The organism is Solibacillus sp. FSL W8-0474 (assembly GCF_038004065.1).
In the GTDB taxonomy this organism is placed as follows: Bacteria; Bacillota; Bacilli; order Bacillales_A; family Planococcaceae; genus Solibacillus; species Solibacillus faecavium.
The window spans coordinates 1,595,062-1,621,780 of sequence record NZ_JBBOQJ010000001.1 but is presented as its reverse complement, the minus strand read 5'-3'; the positions used below and the strand labels follow the sequence as shown (position 1 = coordinate 1,621,780).

Below are 26,719 nucleotides of genomic sequence, written 5' to 3'. Positions count from 1 at the left end.
CTTATTGCATGGAAATTCAACCCGATACCCTGTTTTCGGGGGCAATAAAGGGAATTTCTCCCCTTATTTCGGCTGTTTTTTACTCAAAATAAAAAATAAGAGGAAATTCTCCCCTTATTTTCACTTATGCCAGCAGCTGCTTAGCAATTTCTTTAACATCTTTATCCTTGGACTCTTTTGTATAACGCAAAGCAAGCTGTTCAATCTCCGTACCTTGCCAAGAAGATTTATTATATCTACATAATGTTTGCATCGCAATATATTGCAGGTGGTAGTCAGCCGTTTTTAAAGTTTTAATTAAAAATTCTAAACCAGCTCCGTCATACTGATCCAATTCCTCCAACAGGACTAATACGACCATCTTTTGATTCTCTGTTAGGTCATTGAAATCCCCAAATGAATCTGTAAATTTAATAAGCTGTTCGATAATTTGTTCATTTTCAGTAGTGAATAATGCCATGTAATACTTATAGTTTTCCGGGTTATCTTTTATTTTCTCAAACATTATATTAGTAATATCAGCATGATAGTATTGTGCTGTTGCGATTGCATAATCCTCATCTTCTACCCCATTATTTAATGTATCAATTGCCTGTTGCAAATACTCCGGATTTTTTGCTATATCCTCTATATTTTCTTCTACTGCTCGTTTTTCATGGGGCTTCCAGTTTGTTGAGAAACGATCATCCCATGTTTCTTCATCATATTGTAAATATTCATGAATTTGCGTAAGTACATAAAACTCCTTAAGTGTGCGGCAATGTGTTTTTGCATGATATGTGTAGCGCATCAGAACTTGACCTGCATATTCATAATCATCCATTGTTTGATAAGAACCTTCATATAGCAATGCTAAAATAATGGTACCGGCACCTTGAAATACTTTTTCAGAAATGGCGGACTCATGCAATTCGATATCAAGCTTCCCTTTATTGGCACACATTAAAGCAGATGCATTGCCTGGAACTGTATCCTTTAATCCTTCAAGCAGTATCCACTGACGGATGTCCTCATTAGTTGCATCTAAAAAGTTCAACGCCTCTAACTTACCCCATCCTGTTACATTTTTTGCTATATACCAAACCGCTTCATTGCTGCTTGACGTTCCGTTTGTTAAGGCGAAAAGTGCTACCCCTGTAAATTCTTCGTGAAGTGCGATTATTTTAAGACGCTCTTTCAGTTCTTCGCAATTTCCTGTCCCTAAAATAACAAGCGCAAATTTCACCACTTCTCGATGTGCAGCGTGCTCAAGTAACCAAATTGCTTCTTCCTTTACCCGACTTTCTTCTTTTTCGATTTCAGAAAACTGTTCTAAAAACTCATAATAATAACTTATTACTTTTTCATCTTTTATTTTTTCGTAAGTAGCTTTCCGAGTTTCATCAGTTGGATTGTTTATCTGTTCTAAAAACAGTTTGATCAGCTTTTTTGTATAAAAAGGCGTTACTTCTTCCGTATGAAGCTGATCTGCAAATCCAGGTGCATGTTTTGGATGAAATTCATCATATAAAAACGCATCATCCGGTAAATCTTTTGTTATTAACTTTTGATTTGTATGAAATTGCTGTTCAATATATGGCACGATAAATTCCTTATTGGACCAGGGTAAAAATTGTAATTTCATCGCATCATGTAAAAGCTCTTTTCCGTCTACTTTGACCGTTACGTTCAGTTTTACAAATCCGCCTATTTTGACAAATACTTTATGTTTCTTCCCGCTACTAGATTGAAATGTTCCTTTCAATGTTGAAAACGGCACAATATGTGACCAGATGGATTTCCGAACATTTTGGGCAATAATTTCACCATCAACCTTTAATACTTCCTCCATCATCTCATTAATAATCTCTATTTTATGTCCTTCAAAATCGAGGACCCAATATTTTTCTACCTCTTTTGCTACATCATTTTGTACATTGCGCATTTCTCGCTTAAACTCTTCTTTAAATCCCATTGTTACGCTCCCTAATTTCTTATATATTACTCGTATATCATAACAATTTTTTCTATTATTTTAGTAAATAGCACTAAACAGACAAAATAATAGCAAAAGTATTAGAATTTCTTCACTTTAATGTCAATATTCCCAAAATCAAACATAAAAAAAGATTCATCACTATTAGTTGGGGATGACAAAATGCCGCCTCGCGATAGCGCAAGCGGCTTGATTAGGTGTTTTTTACTTCACTTTATAACGAGGGCAAAATTTTGGGATAGGTGGGCCTCGCAAACGGCAATAAAGGCAACCCTATGTTATGGTGATGAGCCACAAAAAAGGACTAGCATATTTACTAGTCCAAAATTTAACTATTGTGTTCGTACAACGACTTTTCCGTTATGCTCACCATTAATAACGGCATCAAATGCAATGCTCGCCTCTTCTAAAGGATAGCTATAACCGACTACTGGTTTAAGTTGCTGTTTTTCAAGCAATTTTGCTACTTCTTGAATAAGCTGCTGATGTTCTTCGGCCGTAACATTAAATAATACCATGCCTCGCACATCACACTCTTTTTGCATCATAAGACGGGGATTAATATTAATTTCCCCACGGTTTCCTACAATAACGATGACACCTTGCTTTGCAATCATTTGCAAATCTGTTTGTAAATTCTCGTTTGCCAAAAATTCAATAATAACATTTGGTCCTTTTCCATTTGTTTGTTCTAATACGGCATCAATCGTTTGCTCTGTAATATGATCAAGAACAATATCTGCTCCTGCCTCTTTTACAAGCTGTTTTCCGGATTCCCGACTTGCTGTTCCAATTACTTTTGCGCCTAATGCTTTTGCAATTTGAACAGCCTGTAAACCAACGGCGCCACTTGCCCCATGAATGAATACAGTTTGCCCTGCCTGAACATTCGCTCTCCCTACTACTGCCCGATAGGCTGTTAAAGCTGGAATACCTAGCGCCGCGCCTTCTTCAAATGAAATATGTTCTGGTATCGGATGAACAAAGCGGCTTTCACAAACAATTTTTTCAGCAATCGTTCCAGTCGCTTGGCCATTTGGTAAACTTGCAATAAATACGCGATCTCCCACTTTTACATTTGTTACTTGCTTCCCAACCTCTTCCACAATACCTGCACCATCTAACCCTGGTGTATATGGTAATTCAGGTTTTATCGCATATGTACCTGTTGATGTATAGACATCACTTGGATTTACTCCAGCTGCATAAAGGTTTATAAGCACTTCATTTTCAGCTGGCCCCTGTATTTCGGTTTGCTCTACCAATAAGTTTTCTGATGTACCAAATTGATTGATTCGTATCGCTTTCAATAACCTCACCTCGAAATATATAGTATTTTAAGAATATTAGAAATTTTACTTTTTGTATAGCGATTGCCACTTAAAAAATTGCTCTGTTGTTTAGTAAGAGAAATATGGATTTATAACAAGAAGGAGTATTCACGATTTTATGCAAGATAGAGAACACGCACATCAAGTACAAATACAGTTGAATCAACAATTTGAGCTATCTGTATAGATTACTACAAAAAAATGTTCACAAGAAAAGGCACAAAACACTGTTAAATGAACTGCACCCCGTCAAGTAGACAGTCGAAATAATAAAAATTCATCAAGCGGCTTGAGACCTGAATTCTTTAGGACTTAAGCCGTTTAATGTTTCTTGATATCGTTCGTTGTTATAGAATTTTATATATGTATCAATCGCATGTTTTAACTCTTCGTACGTCTCAAATTTATGTAAATAATACTTCTCTACTTTTAGAGTCCCCCAAAACGCTTCTATCGGTCCATTATCAATACAGCGGCCGACTCTCGACATACTGTGTGTCAGATTTGCTTTCTCTATGATTCGCTTGAATTCTTTTGATGTATATTGATATCCTCGATCACTATGTAGGATAGGAAATTCCTGTTTATTTAATTGGCGTATAGCTGGTTTAAGCGTCTTGAAAACTAAATCATTGTTATTTAATTGTCCAAATTTGTAACTCACAATAGATTTGTCATAAAGATCAATAATCGCACTTAAATAAGCCTTTTTACCGTTTCCATACTGGAATTCAGTTACGTCTGTACACCATTTTTGATTTGGCTTTTCGGCCGTGAATTCACGTGCTAATACGTTCTCAGCTGTGTAATCTGGTGTTACCTTACGGTACTTTTTTGGACGACGTCGAATAACTGCCTGCAATTCGGAAATCTGCATAAGACGATAAATACGTTTTTATTTACTTTATTTAAGCCATTCTTTTTTCGTTGGCGATTGATTGTCATCGTGATTCTACGATAACCGTAAATACCATTTACTTGTTTATATAAATGTTCAATCGATTCGATTAACTGCTTGTTTTCTAGTTCATGTGATGTCGGTTGGCGGTTTAACCATTTATAATAAGCTGCTCGTGAAACATTCACTAATTTACAAAGTAATAGAATCGGAAATTTTTCTTTTTCTGCCAGTTCTTTAATAGCTAGATAATGACTTTGCGTACGAAGTTTACTTAACGAAGCCTCCTTTCGATTTCCTCTAACTTTTTTAAAAGTAAATTTTCAGCACGTAATCTTTCATTTTCACGTTCTATTTTTTTGATTTTTATACGTAATTTTTCTTCTGGTGTACATTCATCCGCTGATTTCATTCGCCCACGGCGATCTTCAAGAGATGCTTCGCCACCATCTTCAAACTTACGCACCCACTGATATACTTGTTGATACGTCACATCATATTGAACCGCTGTTGTTTTATAATCCTTTTCATTTGTTAAGCAAGCTTTCACGATTTCAATTCGTTCTTCAAAAGTAGTTTTTCTTCCTTTAGTCATAGTTTGGCTCATCCTTTGATTCGAGTCTTTTAATTCACTATGACTATTATATTTTTTTAACCAGCTATTGAATACTTTTCGACCACTGATTCCATATTTAATCATGATCTCATACTTTGAATAATTGCCTGTTAGGTAATCTTCAACGGCGTTTTTTTTCAATTCTTTAGGGTATCTTTTATTTTTAACGGGACGAAGTAATGCATCTGTGCCCCCGAATTGATATTTAGCGCGCCATTCATATAAGCGATTTGGATTCAAATTAAACATCTTGCAAATTTCTCTTGCAGAATAACGACCTTCCTCTAGGTATTTAAGAGCCGAAATCTTCGTCTCTAATGAAAATGTTTTATTAGACAAAAAATGCCCTCCATTCGATAAACAGATTTTATTTTTTAATCTGTCTACCTAATGGGGAGCATATCATAAACCAAAGTTTGCGCCTTTTTAAACTGTCGCTTCAAACTTTTATTTGGAACCTTTTTGGAATCTGTTATACATATAAATTTAAAAGAGGCGTCCCAAAATGACTTTTCGGACGCCTCTTTAAATTTGTATGGATGCCTGGAACTGATAAATCAAAAATTAATTTAAAATCTTTACTTTTCCACTGATTGCATCTTCTTCTGTGGAAGTAGAGAAAACTTGGATGAAAAGCTCACTCTCTAAAAAAGATGCACCTGTATAATTAATTTCTCCCGTACCATCATCATTTCCGTATGCAGAATTCCAGTGATAACGGTTCCCCTCCGCATCAAAAAGATTAATATTCGGTGATCGATCAGATGAAAAACCACTATAATAAATGGTTGTAGAAATCGGCGTTGTTACGATTCGATTAATTACAAATTGCTCGTCATTTTGTAATTGTATTGTTTGGTGTAAATCGTGCACTGCTGTTTCATTTTGTACAGTAAGCTGAGAAGCCTTTATGTCAAATACCCACGGCTGTTCAAGTGTTTCACCTTCTAGCGTTTTTGTCTGTGGGGTATGCATTTCGTCATACATAATTTGTATATCAAAATTGGCAGCCGCTACTGGCTCAGCTAATGTAATCTCATTATAAATTGTATACATTGAACTGTTTTGTGCAATCGATTGTGCTGATATACCTTTCGTTTCAACCTTTTCACCATTAATGATGACAGTAGGGATTAATTGATGTCGATAAGAAAAAACGGTCTCTTCATTTTTATTAAACGTTGCACTAATCATTATTTTATCGTAATTAACAATCACTTCATTTAATGTTAAATCGCCCATTTCTGTCGTACGCGTTTCACCAATCACTGTTTTGTAAGGTGACCAATCCACTTGCTCAGTTACTTGCCAATCTTCTAGCAATGCTGCAATGAACGGCATATTGGCAATCGTTTGATGATTCATAGCTAATAAGCCGATTGTCAGAGTAGCTGCTGCAACACCCATCCCTTTATGGGACTTCACTAATTTTAACTTCTTTTTCACGAGTTTTTGTACACGCTTTTTTTCATAATTGGTAAGCGGTGACACGTCAAATTCACTTAAATCAATAACGACTTCATTTAACTCTTTATAAATGCTCATCTTTACACCCGCCCTTTTAATAATTGATCTTTTAGTTTCTTTCTAGTTCGTGATAATTTATTGTGGACCCAGGATGGTTTCGTTTGAAATTGCTCTGCTATTTCTGTCGTTGATTTCCCTTTAAAATAGTAGCTTTCAAAAATTTGGCGTTCTTCAATAGGTAAACTATTCAGCACTATTTGCCAGTCGATTTGGTTTGACTCTAGCAATGGTAAATTATCTTGTAGCTCTGCTGTAGGAACTTGTCGCTCTAATTTTCGTAAAACATCGATTGCTTTAAATTTCGCAATAGCTGCTACCCAATTTTTGAAGGTGTTTTTCCTCGAATCAAAGTCGTCGATATGATACCAAATAGCAATCGTTATATCTGCCATTGTTTCCTCTAATTCTTGAGGTCTACTAGCCAAATATTTGAGCGCAATAGCTTTCATGAGTCCCCCGTATTGTTCAAGTAACAATGTAATGCCTTTTTCTTGTTTAGATTTAATTAATGAAATTATTTTCTCGTCCATATGACACCTCATTTCAAAACGTTTTTCGCGAAAGATCCGTTCACTCTATCATTCGTTTTGAATTTCAAAACCTATCAAAAACTTTTTAACTATTAGATATATTGCTTATTCCACTTTGAAAAAAGAAATCTGCACTGTAAACGACGCAACTGTTTCTTTGAATAGACAGAACCAGCTTTAAAAATGAAGATACAGTTGCATTGGCAATAAAGTCGATGAATGTAAAACAGATAAAGTAAGAGGCGGAATAAAGACATTTGAAATCAAAGGTCTAGAGGAATCTTCGAACTAAATTATATTTTTAAACACAACCATGTTTTACCATAGCTGTGTTTTAAATGTTACCAAAGCGGTTTTTAGATATGTTTTTCTATTGTCGTTATAAATTATTATAAACTTTATGGAACCCTATTTAGTAAATAAAGGTTGTTCTGGCCTGTTAGGACAATATTTACAATGAGGGTCACTACATTTTGACTCAGTCCAACTATTACAATTAGGGCAAAAATATGTATCAAAATCATCATAATAAACTAAATTAGATTTGCATTGCGAACAAAATTTATTTTGTTCAATCTGACCGTAAAATTCGAAGCCATCTATAATTAACTTTCCATCTATTTCTAATATTTCCATAGTAATCACCTCTTTTCTTCTTACGATGATATCAAATTTACATATTAAGTAACAATACTCCTAAACCCTCCTTTGGCATTGGCGACCATTAACTTTACCTAATCGATTAATGCTTTAACAGAGCAAAAAAATAAAATTAGCACAAACCATTTTGTTGGTCTGTGCTACTTTTTAAGTGTTTATTACTCTTATTTTAGGAAGTTTAAAAAGTTAGAGAATGATGTTACTAAGTTTTGATAGTAGCCAATCACTTTGTCTTTTAATGCGATTTTCTCAGCTTGCTTTTGGTCTGTATCTACACTAATTTCTTCCGTTTCAGTTTCTTCTACTGGTTCAGATACGATATTCTCCACTTCTTCAACTTCTTGCTCAGGAGTTTCTACAGTAGAAGGTTGTTCTTCATCTTCTACAACAGCTGGAGTTTCCAGATTCTCATCAGTCTCAGTTGGTAGTTCTGTATTATCAACAGCCTCATCTTGAGATGCATCTTCCTCTAAAGTTGTATCTGTCGTATCTGTCGTATCTGTTGTATCTGTTGTATCTGTTTCATCAGCATCTGCAGAATCATCAGTTACCTCATCAACTACTGGAACATTTTCAGTTTCTTCGTTTGTTTGATCAGATTCTAAGTCACTTAAATATTGCTCAATATGAATTTGGTAGTAGCTAATTAAGCTTTGATAACTATTATCGATAAATTGATAAGATTCATCTAACCAATTTATAAAGTCATCTTCTGCTGTGCCTTCTTCAGTTGGTTCCTCTTCAGAAACTGGTGTTTCCGGCTCTTCTACTACCTCTTCTTCAGCTGGTTCTTCTTCTGATACCGGTGTTTCCGGTTCAACAACTACCTCTTCTTCAACTGGTTCTTCTTCAGATACCGGTGTTTCCGGTTCAACAACTACCTCTTCTTCAGCTGGTTCTTCTTCTGTTACTGGTGTTTCTGATTCTTCAGTGCCACCTTCTTCAGTTGGTTCCTCTTCAGATACTGGTGCTTCCGGCTCTTCTACTACCTCTTCTTCAGCTGGTTCTTCTTCCAACACTGGTGTTTCTGGTTCTTCAGCTCCATCTTCTTCAACCGGTTCTTCTTCCGATACTGGTGTTTCTGGTTCTACAACTATCTCTTCTTCAGCTGGGTCCTCTTCCGATACCGGTGTTTCCGGTTCTTCTACTACCTCATTTTCAGCTGGTTCTTCTTCAGACACTGGTGTTTCCGGTTCTTCTACTACTTCTTCAGCTGGTTCTTCTTCCGATACCGGTGTTTCCGGTTCTTCTACTACTTCGTCTTCAATTGGTTCTTCTTCAGACACTGGTGTTTCCGGTTCTACAACTACACCTTCATTCTGGTCGTCTTCATTTACCGGTGTTTCCGGCACTTCCGTTGCACCTTCGTCTATACCATCATTATCCGTTTCATCTATATTATCGTTATTATCTAATTCATTATCTGCTTTTTCGGAGTTAGTTTGAGCTACCTGACTAACAAGCTCCCCTTTTCCAGGTGATCCTGGTAGGCTTTTTGCGTATGCAGATACTTTCTGTCCATGATTTTTTGCGTGTTCAATAATTTCCGGATTTACATCTTTTGAATCTAGCTCAGATGCAGAAATAGGTGCTCCAGCCGCTAAAAATGATGCAGCTATAAATGATGTTGACATCACTAGTGGCGCTACCTTCTTAGATATATTTTTATTTGCTGTTTTAGAGTCCATTTGTTTTTTATTCATTACTTGATCGCTCCTAATTCGTATTTTTTCTACTGATAGGATGGATTTTTCATTTGTTCCGGTATTTATCGTTTCACCTCTGATCAAATCGAGTTTCGGCAGCACCATCTACTGCCTGTTTAGAATATACCAAAATTATATTACAATATTGTTTTACTCAGGTTAAAAGAATTGAGGCTACCATTACGAATTCCTCGGTTTTTGCAATATACGAAATAATAAAAACAGCCCAAGTCATTCCATTTTCCAAAGATTGATTGCGCTTTCATATTGTCTCTCTATGATTTTTCAAGTTATTTCCTCTATACTATACTGAGGAAAATTATTTTACATATATAACGTTACAGTAAAAATTGTCTAAACATAAAAAGTCATTTAATCCGCTATTATTACCGAATTAAAGTTAAAAAAATTATATAATCTCCCTAAGTGTTGATTTTATGGTGTTTGACCTTATTTATTATGTATCATGCATTATTACATCGTTGAAATACAAAGGACTTCTTGAATCATAAACATATTAAAAGAGACATTTTAATAATCCAAAGGTGCAACTACTCCTTAGATATCAAAATGCCTCACCGACTATTATATTCATTTAAACAATCCTTTTGGTTGTACAAAAACCGTATTTTTTAAAGTTTTAATAGTAACTTCATAAAGGTGCTGCTTCAGGTCATCCCGATTTTCTATCCTAGTTTGCCGTGATGAATATGAAATAACAGGTTCAATCCTTTTTAATAATTGAACAATTTCATTTGGATCAAGATGCTCGACCATAGTTAACCTCCCCCCTATTTTTTACTCCTTTCATGGTTCACTTTAGTGAGGTCGTTTGATAATACGTCAATAGAACTTCGTAAAGAATCAATTTTGCCCTCGAATCTCATTAATAAATAAATCGCAATGGTTATCGGAAACCCGAAATTTCCCAATATTTGAAACAGCTGCCCCTCAATCATTCTCTTCCCTCCCTTCTCTTAATATATTTATCGATCTATGAATCATCTTAGAAATAGCTTGTTGTGATACGTTGTAAATCATCGCAATTTCCTTCTCAGTTAACTCGTTTACATACCGATAATATAAAACTTGTTTTTGCTTAGTATTTAAACGTCTTAATAAGGTGATTAACAATTCATCACTTAACAAACTTTCTAAGTCATTCTCAAAAATGTTTTCGAATTGGAGAAAAGAATTTTCATCTTGAACAGTATCTACCATTGCGAGGCTTTCATTAATTGGTGCATCCAAATTCAATTCATACTTTCTATTGTGCTCTCTTAACATTGAATCAAATTTTCTGGATTCATATATAACTGCTTTTTTTATATAGGCGATACGTATGATCTGTTTTTCAAAATACTTGAAATGTTCATTTAAGGTATCAGCATTAGTACTATTCGGATCCTCTAAATAGGCAGTGTACAGTTTGTTATACTCTTCTATCTCTAAAAATCTTTTAAATACATTACTATTCACAACATCAGGATTTAAAATCTTCATTCGTCATACCCCTTATCTTTTTAGTCATAAAACATGAACTTCCGTTCGTTTTTAATTAAAAAAGACCGAATAGAATTTTTGCTAACCTTCTTACTATATATAGGGGAATTTCTATCGAAAAATACAACCAAAAACGATTAGTTATAATAATATTTTAATATTTTTATTTGTTTCATCTAAATATTAGTATATTATTACTATTTTTACCTTCTACTATGTAAAACGGTAGCTCTATTTATGCATTTTATACATTGAAGATTACATTAGATATACAAGATAGACACCAGTCGTAGTATTTAAGGACTTTACTACTACTGGCGCCACCTTTTAACTGCATCTAAGGTAACTTTCCGAAAAACTTATTAACCTCCCCCAATTCCTATCAGCCATAAATCTAGAGCGATAATAATCATATCAATCATTTTCTCACCCCCCCTTTTTTCTTATTTTACATAAATTATACAATTTTATCTTATAATATTAGTAAAAGAATAAAATGGAGGATCTTATGAATAATTATGGAGAAACAGTAAAAAAAATAAGAGTCGGCAAAGGATTTTCGCAAAAATATGTATCATCTAACATCTGTACTCAAGGTAATTTCTCCAAATTTGAGCTAGGGGAAAATAAAGATATTAAACATTCTACTCTTAGTGAATTTCTGGTCCGTATAGAAACTTCTTATGACGAATTTAAATATATAAATAATGGATATTCAATGCCTTTAAGAGATGAAATTATTAACAACTTTTATAATCAAACGTATAATAATTCGGATGATTTATTGCAGTTACAGCAAAGTTGTATTTCATATTTAAAAGAATGTCCTGAAGACAAACTGATTAATAAAATAAATATCATTATAAAAAGCCTCTCAATATTAGCCAATACGAACGATATTCATCATGCAAAATTACTTGCTGAGCCCATTTGGACAGAATTATCTCGTAGGGACAACTTGTACTTATCCGATATCTTTTTGTTAAATGCTATCCTTTATATTTTTCCGGTTGAAACGGCTGAAGAAATGAAAAAATTCGCTTTTCGTCATATTGAGAAGTATAAAAATTTCCAAAATATAAATCGGATAAAAATAAACTTTTTAATTAATCTATCCTTGTTATATTTGAAAAATAACGATTACAATATGGCTTTAAAACAATTAGAGAGCTCCATTGAACTATGTAAAATAGAGAAGCAGTTTATTAACTTATCAATATGTTATATACGGAAGGGTGTTTGTTTAAGTAATATGGGCACTTGCGGATTATATTGGATTAATAAAGGAAAGAATATGTTAGAAGTTTTAGATCAGTTCGATTTGTTATCTATATTAGACGCAGAAGTTAAAAAATACTCAATTTAATGTACATTTTAAATGAGCCTGAGACAAAACAAAAAATATGCATTTTTCCAAAGAAAAAATGCATATTTTTCTGCTTCTTCTAGAATTGATTTCCGTTACGGGGACGCTTTCCGGGGGCACGGCCTTACACGAACGTCTCAGGCGTCGCGCTGTTCCCCCAGGAGTCGCCCCTTCACTCCAATCAATTCAAATATCAATTTTTAATAAGAGTATTCCCTTATACAAAAAAATTTCTACTTATGTCCAGCCTCATACTTCAAATTTATATTCTTATTTTAAATACTTTGCTTGTAATTGGAGAAAGAAATTTAACTCCTTTTATCGTCATCATATCTCCTAGAATATGAGAAAGGTAGGCCATAGTTGAGATGATCGCTAAATGTTCAACCCCCGTACTCATTTCCAACAGATAAGACATATAGCCCCAATAAATTACTGCCCAAATTGTATGGGTTTGCCCTCTATGTGGGAACCATCCTGCTGCCCCAATGTATAGAGCGAACATAACGAGCCACCACAGTTCATCCGTAATGGCATAGTACAGTAGGAATAAACCTAAAATGCTCATCAAAATATTTTTCAACGTTTCCTGGCTTCTCATGGACAATGCAATAATGATTGCACCCAACCCTAAAAAGAGGAGTTTATTTTGTTGTGTAAGCCATCCCTCCTCTAAAAAGGGTAGGAAATTAATATTAAATATGTAGGAGAATAACGACAGAACAATCAACGCCCCACCGACAAATTGTCCGCCCTTTTTTATTTGTTTCGCCGTTTTTGTCACATGCTTGTTTAACAAATTATTTCCGTCTAAATCTGGAGCAAGGGAAGCTACAGCGGTTGCAGCTAAAACGATTGGAATCATTTCAGGTGTTTGGCTGACAGACGCCACTGCCCCTATACCCAACCCTATTGTTAAATGTGTTCGACCTTTCATGTTGCCACCTCTTTGTTGTGATGTCTCTTACTTAACGTTAACCGATGAAATTGTAGCTGAGTTTCCATCTTCATTTCTTAAAAAAGCGATTACCTTCTATTAGAATATGGTTTCACGGGTTTCCCTATCACTAGTTATGTATTCAAAGATTTCATTGTACTGAAACTAATTTGATTAATCAAGTTTTACTAATTTTAAAAAGACGTAAGATATTCGAACTGTGAATCTGAAGCGAAGGGAGGAATAGGCAAAGAAATAAGGGAAGATTTTACCGTTATTTAAATGATGTTGCTCATTTTGGGGCTAAATAAGGGAACGTTTTACCGTTATTTTAAATAAAATACCTGAATTTCATGTTTTTTCAGGTCAATAACGGAAATTCCTACCCTTATTTTTACTATTTTTTATTTTATTTTCGAAATAAGGGAAATTCATTCCTCTATTTACTCATTCGCAATTCAAGGTGCCACACCCTATTCGCAGAGAAGGCACCTTCCATTCAATCTCGAATAGAAAGTGCCTTACGTGATAAAAAATATAGGTTTTTCAGTGCCCTTCCTTAAGGCACCGCGTCTTTTTCATTCGTATAAAATGAAATTCACAAAGATAAAAGGTCAATTATAAATGATTCTTCCATAGGACCAGCAAATTCATGGATAATATTGCCTTTCTCGTCGATAAAAATTGTAGTTGGAATCGTAAAGGCACCATACGTCATACTCACGTCCCCCTGCTCATCCAACAAAACCGGAAATGTCAGCCCGTACTCATTAACAAACTTTTGCACATCGTCCTGCCTGTCTTTCGTTGTCATGTTAACTGCCAATATTTCTAGCTGATCATTATATTCCTCATACAAACGTTGCAAATGAGGTGCCTCCATTTTACAAGGTTCACACCACGAAGCCCAAAAATTCACAATCGTCCATTTCCCTTGAGAATCCGACAGTGAATATTGTTGCTGATCCAATGCTTGCAATGTAAAATCAGTTGCTTTTACAACACGTACACCTTCTTCATTAGTAGTAATAGTTGATGGTATCTTTTCATTGCTTGCCCTGCTATTTTCCCATATTAAAATTCCGATTAATATTGTGATCATTACAAGTCCAATATATTTCTTCACTGGACATTCTCCAGAGATGTTAAAGTTAACCACAGTTGTTCTAACGTTTGACAATGGTAAGTAGTTAGAAGCGTGCTTATTTTCCCTTTGGCAATTACTTCACCTTCATGAAGCATAATCACTTGGTCCGCAATTTCTTCAGCAAAGGAAAGTAAATGGGTAGAAAACAATACATGAGTCCCTTTTTCCTTTTCATCTACAAGCATTTTTTTCAATGTCGCAATCCAAAAGGGGTCTAAGCCATTCGTCGGTTCATCTAATATATATAAATCTCCATCGCCTATTAAACTTTGTGCTAAATTTAAACGTTGGCGCATCCCTTTGGAATACTCCGAAACCCGTAAATGACCTTTATCAGCTAGTCCAACTTGTTCAAGAAGTTTCGGGATTTTATCGGAGGGCACCTTTTTCAAATTGGCTAATAAGGCTAATATTTCAGCAGCCGTTAATGTATCCGGAAAGTTTAAATCATCCGGCATATATCGAAGTGCCTCTTTTGAAAAACCAATGATTTCCCCTTCATTTTGCACGAGTTGCCCGGTTAACAATTTTATAATAGTACTTTTCCCTGCGCCATTTGCTCCGACAAGTGCCGTAATCTCACCAGCATCAATTGTTACCTCAATATTGTGCACGCCCCGGTTTTTCTTATATGTTTTCGTAATGTTCAACAATTCCACGGTCATATATTTATCACCTTCTTTTTAATAAATATGTAGCTAATAAAAGGGGGCTAACTCCCCATAGTGCTGTAAATAAGCTGTAATAAAATAGTCCGACTGTTGAATCATAAAATTTCACCAGCTCATAGAAGGCCGGTCCTAAAACAGCTGACTGATCCGTAAATATAAAATAACTAAAGCGCATCCATTCAAGTGGATTAATATGGATGGATAACGAAATGAAAGTTTTCAATAAATTTTCCGAAATAATGGTTCCTACCGCCATTAACACATACGATAAAATCAGTGTAATCATTGACCAAACACCTAAAGCAAGCGCCAGTGCGTGAAGCCTGTTTTTTGCTATCACACCTACGAAAATACTAAGTGATGTGAAAAGTAACAGCAAAATAAGAATAAATAAGATGAACGGACCATTTAGTGAAATGCCGCCAAAAAAGCTCCCCATCATATAGGAAAGTGTAATGGCTAATAGTGTAATGAATAAAAATACATTAAATAAGCCGATCCACTTCGTAAAAATATACTTACCATTAGACATCGGATAGGTTTTCAGTAAATTTAACCAACCTGATTCACGGTCGGCCGCTAGACTCATTGAACCAATTGTCAATATAAATAACGGAAGTAAAAATAATAATACGTTTAACATTGCTGCTGATTGACGCGTAAACCCTTCTGCATCAGGCATTGCAATTTGTTGAATCATTAACACGGATGTAAAGGTAACAACAAATAATACGGTAACGATTTGAAGCCATTTACTACGGATTAATTGCTTCATCTCAAGTTGAATAAACTTTATCATTCGTGCGTATGGATTCCCCATTCAAATGTTAATAAATCATCATATTTAAGCTGTTTACCTTGTCCATTTTCATTCATATAAGCATCCACACTTTCCTGTGATGCAAATGCGAGTACGCCGTAGTTCATAGGTGTCCAATAGTTCGCTTCGTAGATGTACACGGCCTCTTTAACATTAATCCATTTATTTGTTGATTCATCTTTAATATATGCTGCCCCAATCTCGCTCTCGCCATTAGCGATAATGTATTCCATCAAACAGCCTAAATCATCAAAAACGAGATGATCATTATTTTTAAACACTATTTGACCCGCGTAATCTATATGCGAAATTGTCATATTACAAATTTCACAAACATCTGTTTCTGCAGAAATCTCTTTCGGCTTGTATTCTTTATTGCCACAGCCTGCTAATAACATCATTGCAATAATAGTACTTATAACTAATAGCCGTTTCATCTTAATTTCCTCCAAATACTAAATAATACGAATAAACTTGCCGTACTTCCCAATAGATGTAGCCAGTTCAGTTGAATGCTTTGTTCTTTATTCTCCGTCATCATAAGTGGATTTTTATCAACTAAGACCATATTTTGTGTATCGGAGAGTTGCTGATCCAATTTATTAAGTAATGTGACACTCGGGGATTCTACATAATACTGATACACGGGCTTACGCACCATCCATTGTCCAAAACTTGTGAATGAATGGTAGTCTGTATCGCCTAATCCATCAGCATTGAAGTCATAACCGTTATAATCGTCATAATGGTTTCGATTTAACACAAAGCCAATTTCGTCTGACCGAGCCGTTAATATATTACCTTGAAACTCATTTTCAGTAACTGTTACGGTTGGTGACCTTCTACTGTGAATGACCGTTCCATTTGACTGAAACATATTTTGGGTAAATGCTGTATTCTTTACTTGATTCCAAATCGTCGCAGTCGTATTTTCCTTAAATATATTATTCGTGATTTGCGCTTCTTCAATATCATATAAATACATGCCGTTACTATTTAATTGAAGCTGTCTTTCGATTTGGTTGTGGGCAATACGAGCATTTTCAACGACCATTATCGTCATGCCCGATACATTATTCTTAACCGCATTGTGTTGTAGCTGTATATTAGTACCGTACATGAAATGCAATCCATACCGCCCATCTTCAACTACCGTATGTTGGACGTCTACATTTTTTGTTTTCTCAAAGTACATGCCATCCTGAATGTTTTTAGCAAACAGATTTTTGACAATAATTTGATCCCCTTCAAATAGACTCACCGCGTTTGGCTTTTTGGAAAAGTGGCCTTCTTTTTTTCCCTCTATTTTCAAAGAGGAAAGAGTGACATTTTGAACACGGTAAAACTCCACACCTTTTTCATCAATATCAAGGTTCAAATTTTTAAAGACAAGATCTTTACTATCTTCAACACGAATAGGTGTTTGTTTCGTTTCAAATTGGAGTGATACAAGCGTAATATCAGTAGTGTCCTTAATCTTAATTCCTGTAGTTAATGATGTGATTTTTGTTTTTTTATCGCCAATGATTGTAATAGGTTTTGTAATGGTAACTGATCCTTCGTACGTTTGGTTTTTTAAATAAAGCGTACTATGTGGTTCAGTTTCGTCTATTAATTGCTGTAAACTTTCTGCTGCTACGCTATGTGAAACGAGGGGAAAGAAGGTTAATAGCAGCGAAAGAACAGCCCATCTCATCAATTTATTCATAAGCCCTATGCACCTCTATTTATGGTGTATTTACAGAGATAAGTCGCTTTCAGACATATCATCCGCTCATTAATCACCAGCATTGTGCTGTTTTTCTTCCCCTTCATGATGCACATGACCGTCTTCAGGATCATGTTTATCCACATTCTCTCCCGCTTTCATTTTTGCTTTACGGCGCTCCAAAGCTTGTTGACGTACTTTTGTATAGGATGTCAATTCCGATCCTTCATTCTCATCCATATACGTTTTTGCATCATCTTCATATTTAAAGAAAATATAACCCCAGTTCATCGGTGATTTTAACTTTGTTTTCACAATATATGCTTGCTCTACATTAAACCAATTTAATGTTTTGTAATCACGTACAAATTTTTCATTTACTTCTACGTTGGCAAACTCAGCATTCAGTAAACAACCGATATCATCATAAAATGCAATGGAGCCGTCCTCTTTAATCGCCTGAGCTGAGAAGACGCCCATTTCATGATCTTTTGTATAAACTTTCATATTACACATGACGCATACTGTATCTTCTGTAGGCTCTTGCAAACGTGCATCCTGCGTCCAATCCTTCTCGGCGATTTGTTCAACATCCTGCTGCTGTGCGGATTCCTGATTGGAAACTGTTGACTCATTGTTCTCTTCAGTTTGGTTGCAAGCTGTTAGTAACATTGTGATAGTTCCTGCTAATAATATCTTTTTAATCACGTACATCACTCCATTATTTTTATTTCGCTTCCTATGATAACACTTGGTTAGAATATTATATTTGACAAAGTAATCACAATATTTTGTGCTAATTGTGAAATTTTTATAATACCCATACAGGTATAAAAAATCCCATAAATAAAAGCCGCTAAATTTCGCGGCTTTTATTTATGGGATTTTTTGTTTGTTATATTAATATATTTATCTACCTTTATTTCGCGAGATCTTTCATGATAGCCAATTGAAATTTCTTTTCGAATGATAGATTGGTGTGAGCTTATACAATCGACATCAGTTATTCACTCAATAATGGTTGATACTTTCTGATTAATTGGCGTAATCGTTCTTCACTTACTGGTCCCACAATCCGTTCAAGCTCTTCACCCTGTGCATTGAGCACTACCGTTGTAGGAATGGATTTTACTTGGAAAGCTTTTCCTACTGCATCATCTTCATCCCTTAAGATTGGATATGTCACGTTGTAAGTTTCCATAAAATCTGCGAGTTCTTCTTCACCGTTGTCACGTGCTGTTAAATTGATACCGAGTAAAGCAACACCCTTAGGCAAGTTTTCAGCAAAACTTTGCAAATGGGGCATCTCTGCTTTACATGGCGGGCACCACGTTGCAAAGAAATTAACAACCGTTAAAGATTGTTCCTGTTCAGACAGACGATATTGTTCACCCGTCGTAGCTGGTAAATCAATTGCTGCACGGGTCGTTGCCCTTATGTTTTCTTCAACATCCATTAACATGATTGCAACTAAGCTTAAAAGTCCTGCACCTGCTATATATTGAGTATGCTTCGTTCTAAAATAAACTGTTAGTAATACGGCGACATGAAAAAGCGTAAAGCTAGAAATAAAGCCGTCTAACCACATGAGCAGGAAAAATTGAACGAGCAACACATGCTGACTTTTTATTCGTTCAATTAAAATAAGGGTAAAAATCCACATACCTGCAACAAACCACTGTTCCTGAAAACTGTAAAAAATAAGCTGATAAACGGCGACAAGTCTTACCCAATACATCCAGCCAACTTCCCAATCAAACAATTCCCGTTTTCTATACAATAGGAAAGCAACAACTGCCAGTGCTAACAGATGGCCTTTTAAACCACCATCAAAATAAATTAGTGATAATGGTGCCTGAAAGAAATCTGAGCTTGAAAAAAGAATATAACTGAACTTCCAAATGAAAATATAAGTATAAAGCAAATGTTCAATTAGTTTAGTTGTTGCTCCATCCGAATGGCGACTACGAAAATCGCTATAAAGGATGGCAATGATCAATGCGAGCCATGCGATCGGAATATTCACTTGTCCCAATGTTAAATATGTCATTTTTTATGTCCTTTCCAATCGCAGAGCTCCCAAAACGTTACTTAAAATTATAAGCCGTGACAATTGGTTCACGATTGTTCACTTGATCTTGATAGTATTCATATAAGGAAATACCTAAAAATGAACCCGAGATATTCGCTACATTTGTATAGCCACTATTATTGAGTGCCATCACCGCATTATAGCTACGCTGTGATGAACGGCAATGTACATAAACAGGAACATCTGTCGGAATTTCCTCCATACGCCCACGTAATTCGCTCAGTGGAATGTTTACAGCCCCTTTTAACGCCCCTTGCGCAAACTCATTTGCTTCACGCACATCGACAATAAAAGCACCTTCTTCTACTAAACGGCGTACATCGCTCACACGCACTTGCTTGAAACGACCAGCCATTAAATTTGTTGCTACTAATGCAGCTAAATTCACAACGTCTTTTGCTGTACTAAACATAGGCGAATACGAAAGCTCCAATTCTTTTAAGTCTTCAATTGTCCCGTTCATTGTAATCAATGTCGCAATAACATCAATTCGCTTATCTGCATTGCCTTTTCCGATTGCTTGCGCGCCGACAATGCGACCCGTAGGCAACTCATAAACTAACTTGAAATGAAGGGGGTTACTTGAAGGCATTAAACCGACTTTATCCGGTGCAATAATATACACGGCCTCCACTAATAAACCCATTTCCTTTGCAGTACGCTCATTTAATCCCGTAGACGCTGCTGCATAGTCAAAAACTTGAATGCTTGATGATCCGATGACACCTTTATTCAAGACCGGAATTCCGTACATATGATCTGCTACCGCACGAGCCTGACGTTGAGCAGGACCAGCGAGCGCTAAACGCGTTTGTTTGTTCATCAGACGGTGATACACCTCGATGGCATCGCCAACTGCATAAATATCCGGGTCGCTTGTTTGGTAATTTTGATTAACTTTAATTGCACCCGTTTCTCCAATTTCTAAGCCTGCTTCTGTCGCTAAAGTAGTTTCCGGGCGTACACCAATTGCTAAAACGACAATGTCAGCAGCGACTTCTTTACCTGAATTTAACTTAATCAAATTCGGCGTAATTTCTGCTAAGCCATCACCGACGATTAACTCGACACCTTGATCAACCATTTCTTTGTGTAAAATTTGCGCCATGTCGTCATCAAATGGTGTTAAAATTTGTGGTGCAAATTCGACAAGCGATACATTTCTGCCTGCTAAACGTAGATTTTCCGCTACTTCAACTCCGATAAAGCCTCCACCAATTACCGCAATGTTTTGGGCGTCATTTTCTACAATTGCATTATGTAAACGCTCAATATCCACAACATTTCTTACGGTAAATACATGAGGCAAGTCGTTACCCGGCAATTTCGGTACGATTGGACTCGCACCCGGAGATAACACTAATTGATCGTAGCTTTCTGTTGTTCGTTCGCCTGTAACGGTATTTTTTACTGTCACCGTCTTGTCCTCACGATTAATGGCAATAACCTCACTATTAATACGCGCATCAATGTTATGCTTAGCTTCAAATGAATCCGGTGTCATCATTAACAGCTTCTTGCTATCTGCAACAACTCCACTTAAATAAAACGGTAATGAACAATTCGAAAATGATACGTGTGGTCCTTTTTCAAACATCACAATTTCTGCTTGCTCGTCTAAACGACGAATTCTTGCTGCTGCAGAAGCACCGCCTGCAACCCCACCAATAATGACTACTTTTTTCATCTTGAACCCTCCCATAAATTACAAAAAAATATTTTTTTCTTCTTCTTTATATAATATACCCCTATAGGTATAATGTCAATTTTTTTAGTGACTAATATTACCTTACTTGTAGCTTTTTAATAGATGTTCCAATCACACACCTAAATAAAAAGACGACCGACAAGTTGATTGTCGATCGTCCAAATTTTTTTAAATTTAATTAGATGCTTAGCAGGAACATGTAAGTTTTTAATAATGATAGAATAGATAGATTAATCTTTAATTGTTTGTCGACGGAAAAAGAAAATGGCTAATCCGTAAATAATAACCGTATAGACAATGACAATGTAAAGATGAGGTAATGTGGCACTATAATCGTTTGCCAAAAGCGCCCTTACCAAGTCAACGATATGGACAAATGGAAGGATGTAGGCAATTTTTTCAAATGTACCACCAATTAGACTTAAATCAAACCAGGCGCCAGATAACAATGCTGTTAAGTTTGTTAATAGTGCTCCACATAACCCTACTGCTGCCTTTTCACTTAGTAAAATCCCGCATATTAAACCAATTCCTATGAAGATAAAAGATGCGAATAGAAGGCTGATTAATGCGAGCAAGATGTGTAGTGTAATGGTAAAGCCCATAAAATAGGCTGTAATGAAACAAATAATACTTTGTATAAAAGCGATTGCTGCAAGCGGAATGGAATATCCGAGAATAAAATCGGTTGCGGTCATCGGTGTTGTAAGTAACCGTGCTAAATAGGCACTTGTGCGATCCTTTGATAACGTTTGTGCTGCAAATAGTGCAATAAAAGATAAACTAAATACGGCTATACCAGGTGTGAGTACTTCGATGCTAAATAAATTTTCTGGTACATTCCGGTTAATCGTATTCAGAAGTAGTAATAAAATAATGGGAAACACAATACCGAAAAAGAGAGAAATCGGGTCACGTAAAACTTCTTTTGTAACACGACCAGCAAATATATAGGACCGCATTATGATTCACCTCCAGTGACAAAATGGACAAACGCACGTTCAAAGTTAGGTTGCTTCGATTGATCTATGAGTTCATCTACTGTACCAACTGCCTTCATATAACCGTCTTTTAAGATGCATATCCGATCGCAAAGTTCTTCGGCTTCTTCTAAATAGTGTGTGGTTAATATTATCGTTGTAGAGCTTTTTAGTTTCTTTATCATCGTCCAGAGCTCATGTCTACTAATAATATCCAGTCCAAGTGTGGGTTCGTCTAAAAATAATATACGTGGTTCTAAAATTAAGGCCATTGCGATGCTCAGTTTACGTTGCCATCCACCAGATAAGGTCTTTCCTCGTTGTTTTTCGAAAGGTTCGAGTGAAAATTGTGCAATCATCTCATCTACTTTAGCTGTAGCTTGTAATTTTGAAAAACCGTGAATACGCGCCATTAAGAGCAAATTTTCACGTACCGTTAAGTTTGGAGCAATTGCAGTTTCTTGAGGTGAGACAGCGATTATTGAATGGATAGCTGAATCTTCTTTAGAAAGAGAATGGCCTAGTATAAGCGCGTTTCCAGAAGAGGGTTTTAGAAGACCTGTAAGAATTTTGATTAAAGTTGTTTTACCTGCACCATTGACACCAAGTAAACCAAATAACTGTCCTTCTGGTATGGAGAGTGTCAACGGGTGTAAGGCTACTTTCGTTTTATATTGTTTGGATAATTGCTGAATCTCAATTGCATTAGTCAATTTCATTCCTCCTGATCAAATGGATCATTTACCATATTCATAAACTGTTGGAGCATCTCCTTAGGGACAATAGCTAGCCCTCGTTCTTCATCACCTAAAATGACGAGGGAATCACCAGATTTAATCTGAAATATTTCACGTGCCTTTTTAGGAATGACAATTTGTCCACGTTCGCTTACTTTTGTTATACCGAAAAAATGCTTTCCCTTTGGAGGAAGCGCTATTGACGTTGTGTCATCTTTATAATTGACTAAATTATCTAATGTGACATTGTAAAATTTAGCGAGGGCCATACTGAAATTTAAATCAGGTACAGAGTCTCCTTTTTCCCATTTAGCAATGACTTGGCGAGAAACATTTAATTCAAGAGCTACCTGTTCCTGTGTCAATTTATGCTGTAAACGTAACATTTTCAAATTCATATTAATCATATTAACTACACCTCTATGTATTATTATAGGCACATTATATCAATAATCTACCTATGTTACATGACATGGATGTTATAATTCGTGGCAAAATTAAAGAGCTATGCATAAAGGAATGACGCTTTGGCAATTTTCTAAAGGGGTGTTATTCAATACTATGGTGCTATATTACAAAATACTGAAAATAACAAAGTTCTCAGTTACTTTCTCAGTTACTTTGATAATGCCCTCAATTATTAATTTATCTGTAAAATTATTATTATTACTCCAGCTACAATTGAAAAGTAAGCAAACAAAGACTTCTTGTTAGATGTCAATTGACAAAAGCCCATTATCAAAAGATTTACCGCTATTAAGATAAATACTATTTCGAGTAACCAAGAATAACCTTCAAAAACAAATGCTATTATTGCCAATGCGAAAGCAACTAAAGCAAATATAGCTCGTATCTTCTCCGATGCACTAAAGTTTTTTTTCAACTGTCCAACTCCCTTCTAAAATCTCCTGCCCTTCTTTTCTTAATACCCTTTTTAACAATAATATCCAAATACCCTACAACTTTTAGTCAGATAATGGCGCTATAATGGAAAAACGCGATCTTCTTATTGAAGAATCGCGCCTGAGTGTTGAAAAATTTTGTTCTACTAAGAATCCTTACGATTAAAGGACACTCGATCCGCTGAGATAATAAATTCAATTAACTCATTCTCTCTATTTTCAAGTAATGCATGAAATTCGTATCGATTATTAACCTTATAAACTTCCTCATACAACCACCACGTATTTTCTAATAAACCATCTTGTTTTATTAGATCGAAATTTTCAAAGGTTACCTCATCTACATCTGTAAAACCACCTGAATTATTTAAAATTAATGTTAAATTTGTATCATTTTGAATTGATTTTATAACGTTACAATCATGGAATCGAAAATTCTCAACAATTTCTTTATCAAATGAAGCCAATGCTTCTTTATAATAGCTTCTATATCTCTCACCAATTGCTTTTACTGACCTTTCATTTTCCTCACAATATTCCGTTACAGTATTTATGACCATACGAGATGCTTTATATAAAGCAAAAACTCTTAAATCAGCTATTTGTTCTAAAATCGTTGCTGGTAACCGCTTTTTTAAAATCATTTGATTTACGATAAAGGCGTTATGAAATTCTTCGGTTGTCTCTTCTTTATTAAAATCGATTGTATACATTTCTTCTCGTAAAGTAAGCCAATCCATTAATTCATTATGGTAAACCTGTTGAAAGTATTCTTCTGAAAATACTTCAGCCTTCTGATCCTCCACTAAATTAAGGTGGAAACTTATTTTTTGACATAACTCGAACCAATCTTTAGTAAAATATTTCATTATAAACCTCAGCTTTCTTAGAAAACAGCAAAATTTATTTTGCGACGAGTAACCGCTGGAGCACCGACCCGCGGAAGATCCACTAATTTGTCCCTGCCGTTATAGACACAATTTAGTTAGCTGGAGCCTTGCCCGGGGAAAAACATCGGTCCCGGAATGTAAACCAACGTTTTAATATTAATTATTTATTTTAGCAAGTCACAGGTAAAGATACTGTAAATCTTGTCCCCTCACCTTGTTCGCTTTCTACTTCAACCGTTCCTCTATGTGCTTCGAACAAGCTTTTTGTAATCGCCATATTTATAACGAACAGTTAAGTAGTGCCATTTGGGGTGAAGGTCAAACTCCAATTGAATTGTATACGAAAACAGGCGATATTTTAGTTAATATAAGGTAATTTGTTTTTTCTTAATTTTTAAAAATACAAAAGGCTAACATTGCTATTAACAAGCGAAGCTAGCCCTTTTTTGTTCTGTTATAGGATTATACTGGACTGACACCATGCTTGCGTTCTGTGAATGTCAGTTCTTTTGATTTGTATGCATCGAGACGAATTTCTAGTGTGTTGCGCAGTTTGTTCGCTTCAATCACTTCATCAATGATTAGCTCCGATGCCAGACGATACACATCGATTTCCTCCTGATACTCTTCTCGCTTCTGATCGATAAATGCGGCTTGCTCTTCTTTTGGTAAGGCAGCGATTTTATTTGCATAGACTGCATTGATAGCTGCTTCCGGTCCCATTACAGCGATTTGTGCACCTGTTAATGCAATGCATACATCTGGCTCAAATGCTGGGCCTGCCATTGCATAAAGTCCCGCACCATAGGCCTTGCGGACAATAACCGTAATTTTCGGTACTGACGCCTCACTCATCGCATAAATCATTTTCGCGCCATGGCGTATAATCCCCATCTTCTCTACATTTGTTCCTATCATAAATCCAGGAACGTCTGCTAGGAAAATTAACGGAATGTGGAACGCATCACATAGACTGATGAATTTTGCTGCCTTATCTGCTGAATCATGGAATAACACGCCACCTTTAACCCGCGGTTGATTGGCGATAATGCCGACAGATTGGCCATTTATACGCGCAAAACCTGTAATGATTTCAGCAGCAAATAGCTTTTTCACCTCACAGAATGAGCCTTCGTCAATAATACGGTCAATTAAATCGTACATATTGAACGGTGCATTTTGGTTAGCTGGGATAATTTCCTCAATCGACTTTTCAAACGTTTTTGGCAGTTTTGGCTCTTCCACATTCGGCTTGTTTTTAAAGTTATCTGGGAAGTAGCTGATGTATTGTCTTGCGTAGGCAATTGCCTCTTCCTCTGTTTTCGCCAGTACATCACCACAGCCTGAAACTGAACAGTGCATTTTTGCCCCACCCATCGTTTCAAGGTCGACCTTTTCCCCGATTACCATCTCCGCCATACGCGGTGAGCCTAAGTACATGGAAGCATTCCCTTCCACCATAACTACAACATCACAGAAAGCAGGAATATACGCGCCACCTGCTGCTGAAGGTCCGAATAATAGACAAATTTGCGGGATACGGCCAGATAATTTTACCTGATTATAAAAGATGCGACCTGCTCCTCGGCGTCCGGGGAACATCTCCAGTTGATCCGTAATACGGGCACCAGATGAATCAACTAAATAAAGTAGTGGAACGTTAAGCTTTTCAGCCGTCTCCTGGATACGGATAATTTTCTCAACCGTTAGCTTTCCCCAAGAGCCTGCTTTTACTGTTGAGTCATTTGCCATTACACATACAGTTCGTCCATGAATTTTCCCGATACCTGTGACAACGCCGTCTGCAGGGAGGTCACCTGCAAGTACATTAGCAAACGTTCCATCCTCTGCCTGTAACCCTTCATCAAAGAGGAGCTCCAAACGCTCTCGAACGAATAATTTCCCCTGTTCCTGATTTTTTTCATGATACTTTTCATGACCGCCCTTTAACACAGTATTCTTCATTTCTTGGTGTTTGTTTTCAACTGTCAATTTTGTCATTTCTTCCATCCTCC

General features: G+C 36.0%; 26 protein-coding genes and 1 pseudogene. 1 reads left to right on the top strand and 26 read right to left on the bottom strand.

From position 1 onward, the window contains the following. Positions 1 to 124: 124 nt before the first annotated feature. The 10 genes and pseudogenes from NYE67_RS07930 to NYE67_RS07885 form a co-directional block, all read right to left on the bottom strand. On the bottom strand, positions 125 to 1,954 hold the full coding sequence (locus NYE67_RS07930) for a hypothetical protein (protein ID WP_340727686.1): 1,830 nt from the start codon (positions 1,952 to 1,954) through the stop codon (positions 125 to 127). 353 nt (positions 1,955 to 2,307) lie between these two features. Beyond that, complete coding sequence (locus NYE67_RS07925; protein ID WP_340729667.1) at positions 2,308 to 3,294, bottom strand: NADPH:quinone reductase; 987 nt, start codon at positions 3,292 to 3,294, stop codon at positions 2,308 to 2,310. A gap of 292 nt (positions 3,295 to 3,586) precedes the next feature. After that, positions 3,587 to 5,159 (bottom strand): annotated as a pseudogene (locus tag NYE67_RS07920) (IS3 family transposase). A 225-nt stretch (positions 5,160 to 5,384) separates the two neighbouring features. Beyond that, positions 5,385 to 6,365, bottom strand: coding sequence for a hypothetical protein (locus tag NYE67_RS07915; RefSeq protein ID WP_340729666.1), 981 nt, complete (start codon positions 6,363 to 6,365; stop codon positions 5,385 to 5,387). A 2-nt stretch (positions 6,366 to 6,367) separates the two neighbouring features. After that, on the bottom strand, positions 6,368 to 6,877 hold the full coding sequence (locus NYE67_RS07910) for a sigma-70 family RNA polymerase sigma factor (RefSeq protein WP_340729665.1): 510 nt from the start codon (positions 6,875 to 6,877) through the stop codon (positions 6,368 to 6,370). A 408-nt stretch (positions 6,878 to 7,285) separates the two neighbouring features. Next, positions 7,286 to 7,513, bottom strand: coding sequence for a hypothetical protein (locus NYE67_RS07905; protein ID WP_340729664.1), 228 nt, complete (start codon positions 7,511 to 7,513; stop codon positions 7,286 to 7,288). A gap of 188 nt (positions 7,514 to 7,701) precedes the next feature. Beyond that, a complete protein-coding gene (locus tag NYE67_RS07900; RefSeq protein WP_340729663.1) occupies positions 7,702 to 9,240 on the bottom strand; it encodes a hypothetical protein in 1,539 nt (512 codons plus the stop codon). 594 nt (positions 9,241 to 9,834) lie between these two features. After that, positions 9,835 to 10,020, bottom strand: coding sequence for a hypothetical protein (locus NYE67_RS07895; protein ID WP_191699239.1), 186 nt, complete (start codon positions 10,018 to 10,020; stop codon positions 9,835 to 9,837). 14 nt (positions 10,021 to 10,034) lie between these two features. Then, positions 10,035 to 10,202, bottom strand: a complete 168-nt coding sequence (locus tag NYE67_RS07890; protein ID WP_191699240.1) for a YvrJ family protein — start codon at positions 10,200 to 10,202, stop codon at positions 10,035 to 10,037. Further along, positions 10,195 to 10,746 carry a sigma factor-like helix-turn-helix DNA-binding protein gene (locus NYE67_RS07885; RefSeq protein WP_340729662.1) on the bottom strand — a complete coding sequence of 184 codons (552 nt, stop codon included), beginning with the start codon at positions 10,744 to 10,746 and terminating at the stop codon, positions 10,195 to 10,197. Before NYE67_RS07885 ends, NYE67_RS07890 begins: the two co-directional genes overlap by 8 nt. Before the next feature lie 508 nt (positions 10,747 to 11,254). On the opposite strand from NYE67_RS07885, the gene NYE67_RS07880 reads away from it, so the two are divergent. Continuing rightward, positions 11,255 to 12,112: an XRE family transcriptional regulator gene (locus NYE67_RS07880; protein ID WP_340727681.1), complete on the top strand. Its 858-nt coding sequence runs from the start codon at positions 11,255 to 11,257 to the stop codon at positions 12,110 to 12,112. Positions 12,113 to 12,374: 262 nt separating this feature from the next. Here NYE67_RS07880 and NYE67_RS07875 read toward each other — a convergent pair whose 3' ends face one another. The 16 genes from NYE67_RS07875 to NYE67_RS07800 all read right to left on the bottom strand — a co-directional run bounded on the left by NYE67_RS07875 (position 12,375) and on the right by NYE67_RS07800 (position 26,705). Beyond that, positions 12,375 to 13,049 carry a metal-dependent hydrolase gene (locus NYE67_RS07875; protein WP_340727680.1) on the bottom strand — a complete coding sequence of 225 codons (675 nt, stop codon included), beginning with the start codon at positions 13,047 to 13,049 and terminating at the stop codon, positions 12,375 to 12,377. Positions 13,050 to 13,647: 598 nt separating this feature from the next. Next, positions 13,648 to 14,175 (bottom strand): peroxiredoxin family protein, encoded by a 528-nt coding sequence (locus tag NYE67_RS07870; RefSeq protein ID WP_340729661.1) that lies wholly within the window; start codon positions 14,173 to 14,175, stop codon positions 13,648 to 13,650. Beyond that, complete coding sequence (locus NYE67_RS07865) at positions 14,172 to 14,861, bottom strand: ABC transporter ATP-binding protein (protein ID WP_340729660.1); 690 nt, start codon at positions 14,859 to 14,861, stop codon at positions 14,172 to 14,174. Before NYE67_RS07865 ends, NYE67_RS07870 begins: the two co-directional genes overlap by 4 nt. Before the next feature lie 7 nt (positions 14,862 to 14,868). Then, positions 14,869 to 15,666: an ABC transporter permease gene (locus tag NYE67_RS07860; protein WP_340729659.1), complete on the bottom strand. Its 798-nt coding sequence runs from the start codon at positions 15,664 to 15,666 to the stop codon at positions 14,869 to 14,871. Further along, positions 15,663 to 16,124 (bottom strand): nitrous oxide reductase accessory protein NosL, encoded by a 462-nt coding sequence (locus NYE67_RS07855; protein ID WP_340727676.1) that lies wholly within the window; start codon positions 16,122 to 16,124, stop codon positions 15,663 to 15,665. The genes NYE67_RS07860 and NYE67_RS07855 overlap by 4 nt, the downstream gene beginning before the upstream one ends. Then, a complete protein-coding gene (locus tag NYE67_RS07850) occupies positions 16,121 to 17,395 on the bottom strand; it encodes a right-handed parallel beta-helix repeat-containing protein (protein WP_340727675.1) in 1,275 nt (424 codons plus the stop codon). Before NYE67_RS07850 ends, NYE67_RS07855 begins: the two co-directional genes overlap by 4 nt. Positions 17,396 to 17,464: 69 nt before the next feature. Then, a complete protein-coding gene (locus NYE67_RS07845; RefSeq protein ID WP_340727674.1) occupies positions 17,465 to 18,103 on the bottom strand; it encodes a nitrous oxide reductase accessory protein NosL in 639 nt (212 codons plus the stop codon). Between the two features lie 295 nt (positions 18,104 to 18,398). After that, complete coding sequence (locus tag NYE67_RS07840) at positions 18,399 to 19,445, bottom strand: TlpA family protein disulfide reductase (RefSeq protein WP_340727673.1); 1,047 nt, start codon at positions 19,443 to 19,445, stop codon at positions 18,399 to 18,401. Positions 19,446 to 19,482: 37 nt separating this feature from the next. Continuing rightward, positions 19,483 to 21,174, bottom strand: coding sequence for an FAD-dependent oxidoreductase (locus tag NYE67_RS07835; RefSeq protein WP_340727672.1), 1,692 nt, complete (start codon positions 21,172 to 21,174; stop codon positions 19,483 to 19,485). A 251-nt stretch (positions 21,175 to 21,425) separates the two neighbouring features. After that, positions 21,426 to 22,157 (bottom strand): ABC transporter permease, encoded by a 732-nt coding sequence (locus NYE67_RS07830; RefSeq protein ID WP_340727671.1) that lies wholly within the window; start codon positions 22,155 to 22,157, stop codon positions 21,426 to 21,428. Continuing rightward, positions 22,157 to 22,888 (bottom strand): ABC transporter ATP-binding protein, encoded by a 732-nt coding sequence (locus NYE67_RS07825; RefSeq protein ID WP_445683008.1) that lies wholly within the window; start codon positions 22,886 to 22,888, stop codon positions 22,157 to 22,159. The genes NYE67_RS07830 and NYE67_RS07825 overlap by 1 nt, the downstream gene beginning before the upstream one ends. A gap of 2 nt (positions 22,889 to 22,890) precedes the next feature. Then, positions 22,891 to 23,319 (bottom strand): helix-turn-helix transcriptional regulator, encoded by a 429-nt coding sequence (locus tag NYE67_RS07820; protein WP_340727669.1) that lies wholly within the window; start codon positions 23,317 to 23,319, stop codon positions 22,891 to 22,893. Positions 23,320 to 23,552: 233 nt separating this feature from the next. Beyond that, positions 23,553 to 23,795 (bottom strand): hypothetical protein, encoded by a 243-nt coding sequence (locus NYE67_RS07815; RefSeq protein ID WP_340729658.1) that lies wholly within the window; start codon positions 23,793 to 23,795, stop codon positions 23,553 to 23,555. Between the two features lie 165 nt (positions 23,796 to 23,960). Further along, complete coding sequence (locus tag NYE67_RS07810) at positions 23,961 to 24,683, bottom strand: DUF4085 family protein (protein ID WP_340729657.1); 723 nt, start codon at positions 24,681 to 24,683, stop codon at positions 23,961 to 23,963. Between the two features lie 190 nt (positions 24,684 to 24,873). Beyond that, the gene (locus NYE67_RS07805; RefSeq protein WP_340729656.1) at positions 24,874 to 24,981 is read right to left on the bottom strand and encodes an ATP-binding protein; all 108 of its coding nucleotides are present in this window, start codon (positions 24,979 to 24,981) and stop codon (positions 24,874 to 24,876) included. A gap of 185 nt (positions 24,982 to 25,166) precedes the next feature. Then, positions 25,167 to 26,705, bottom strand: coding sequence for an acyl-CoA carboxylase subunit beta (locus NYE67_RS07800; protein WP_340729655.1), 1,539 nt, complete (start codon positions 26,703 to 26,705; stop codon positions 25,167 to 25,169). Positions 26,706 to 26,719 lie beyond the last annotated feature (14 nt).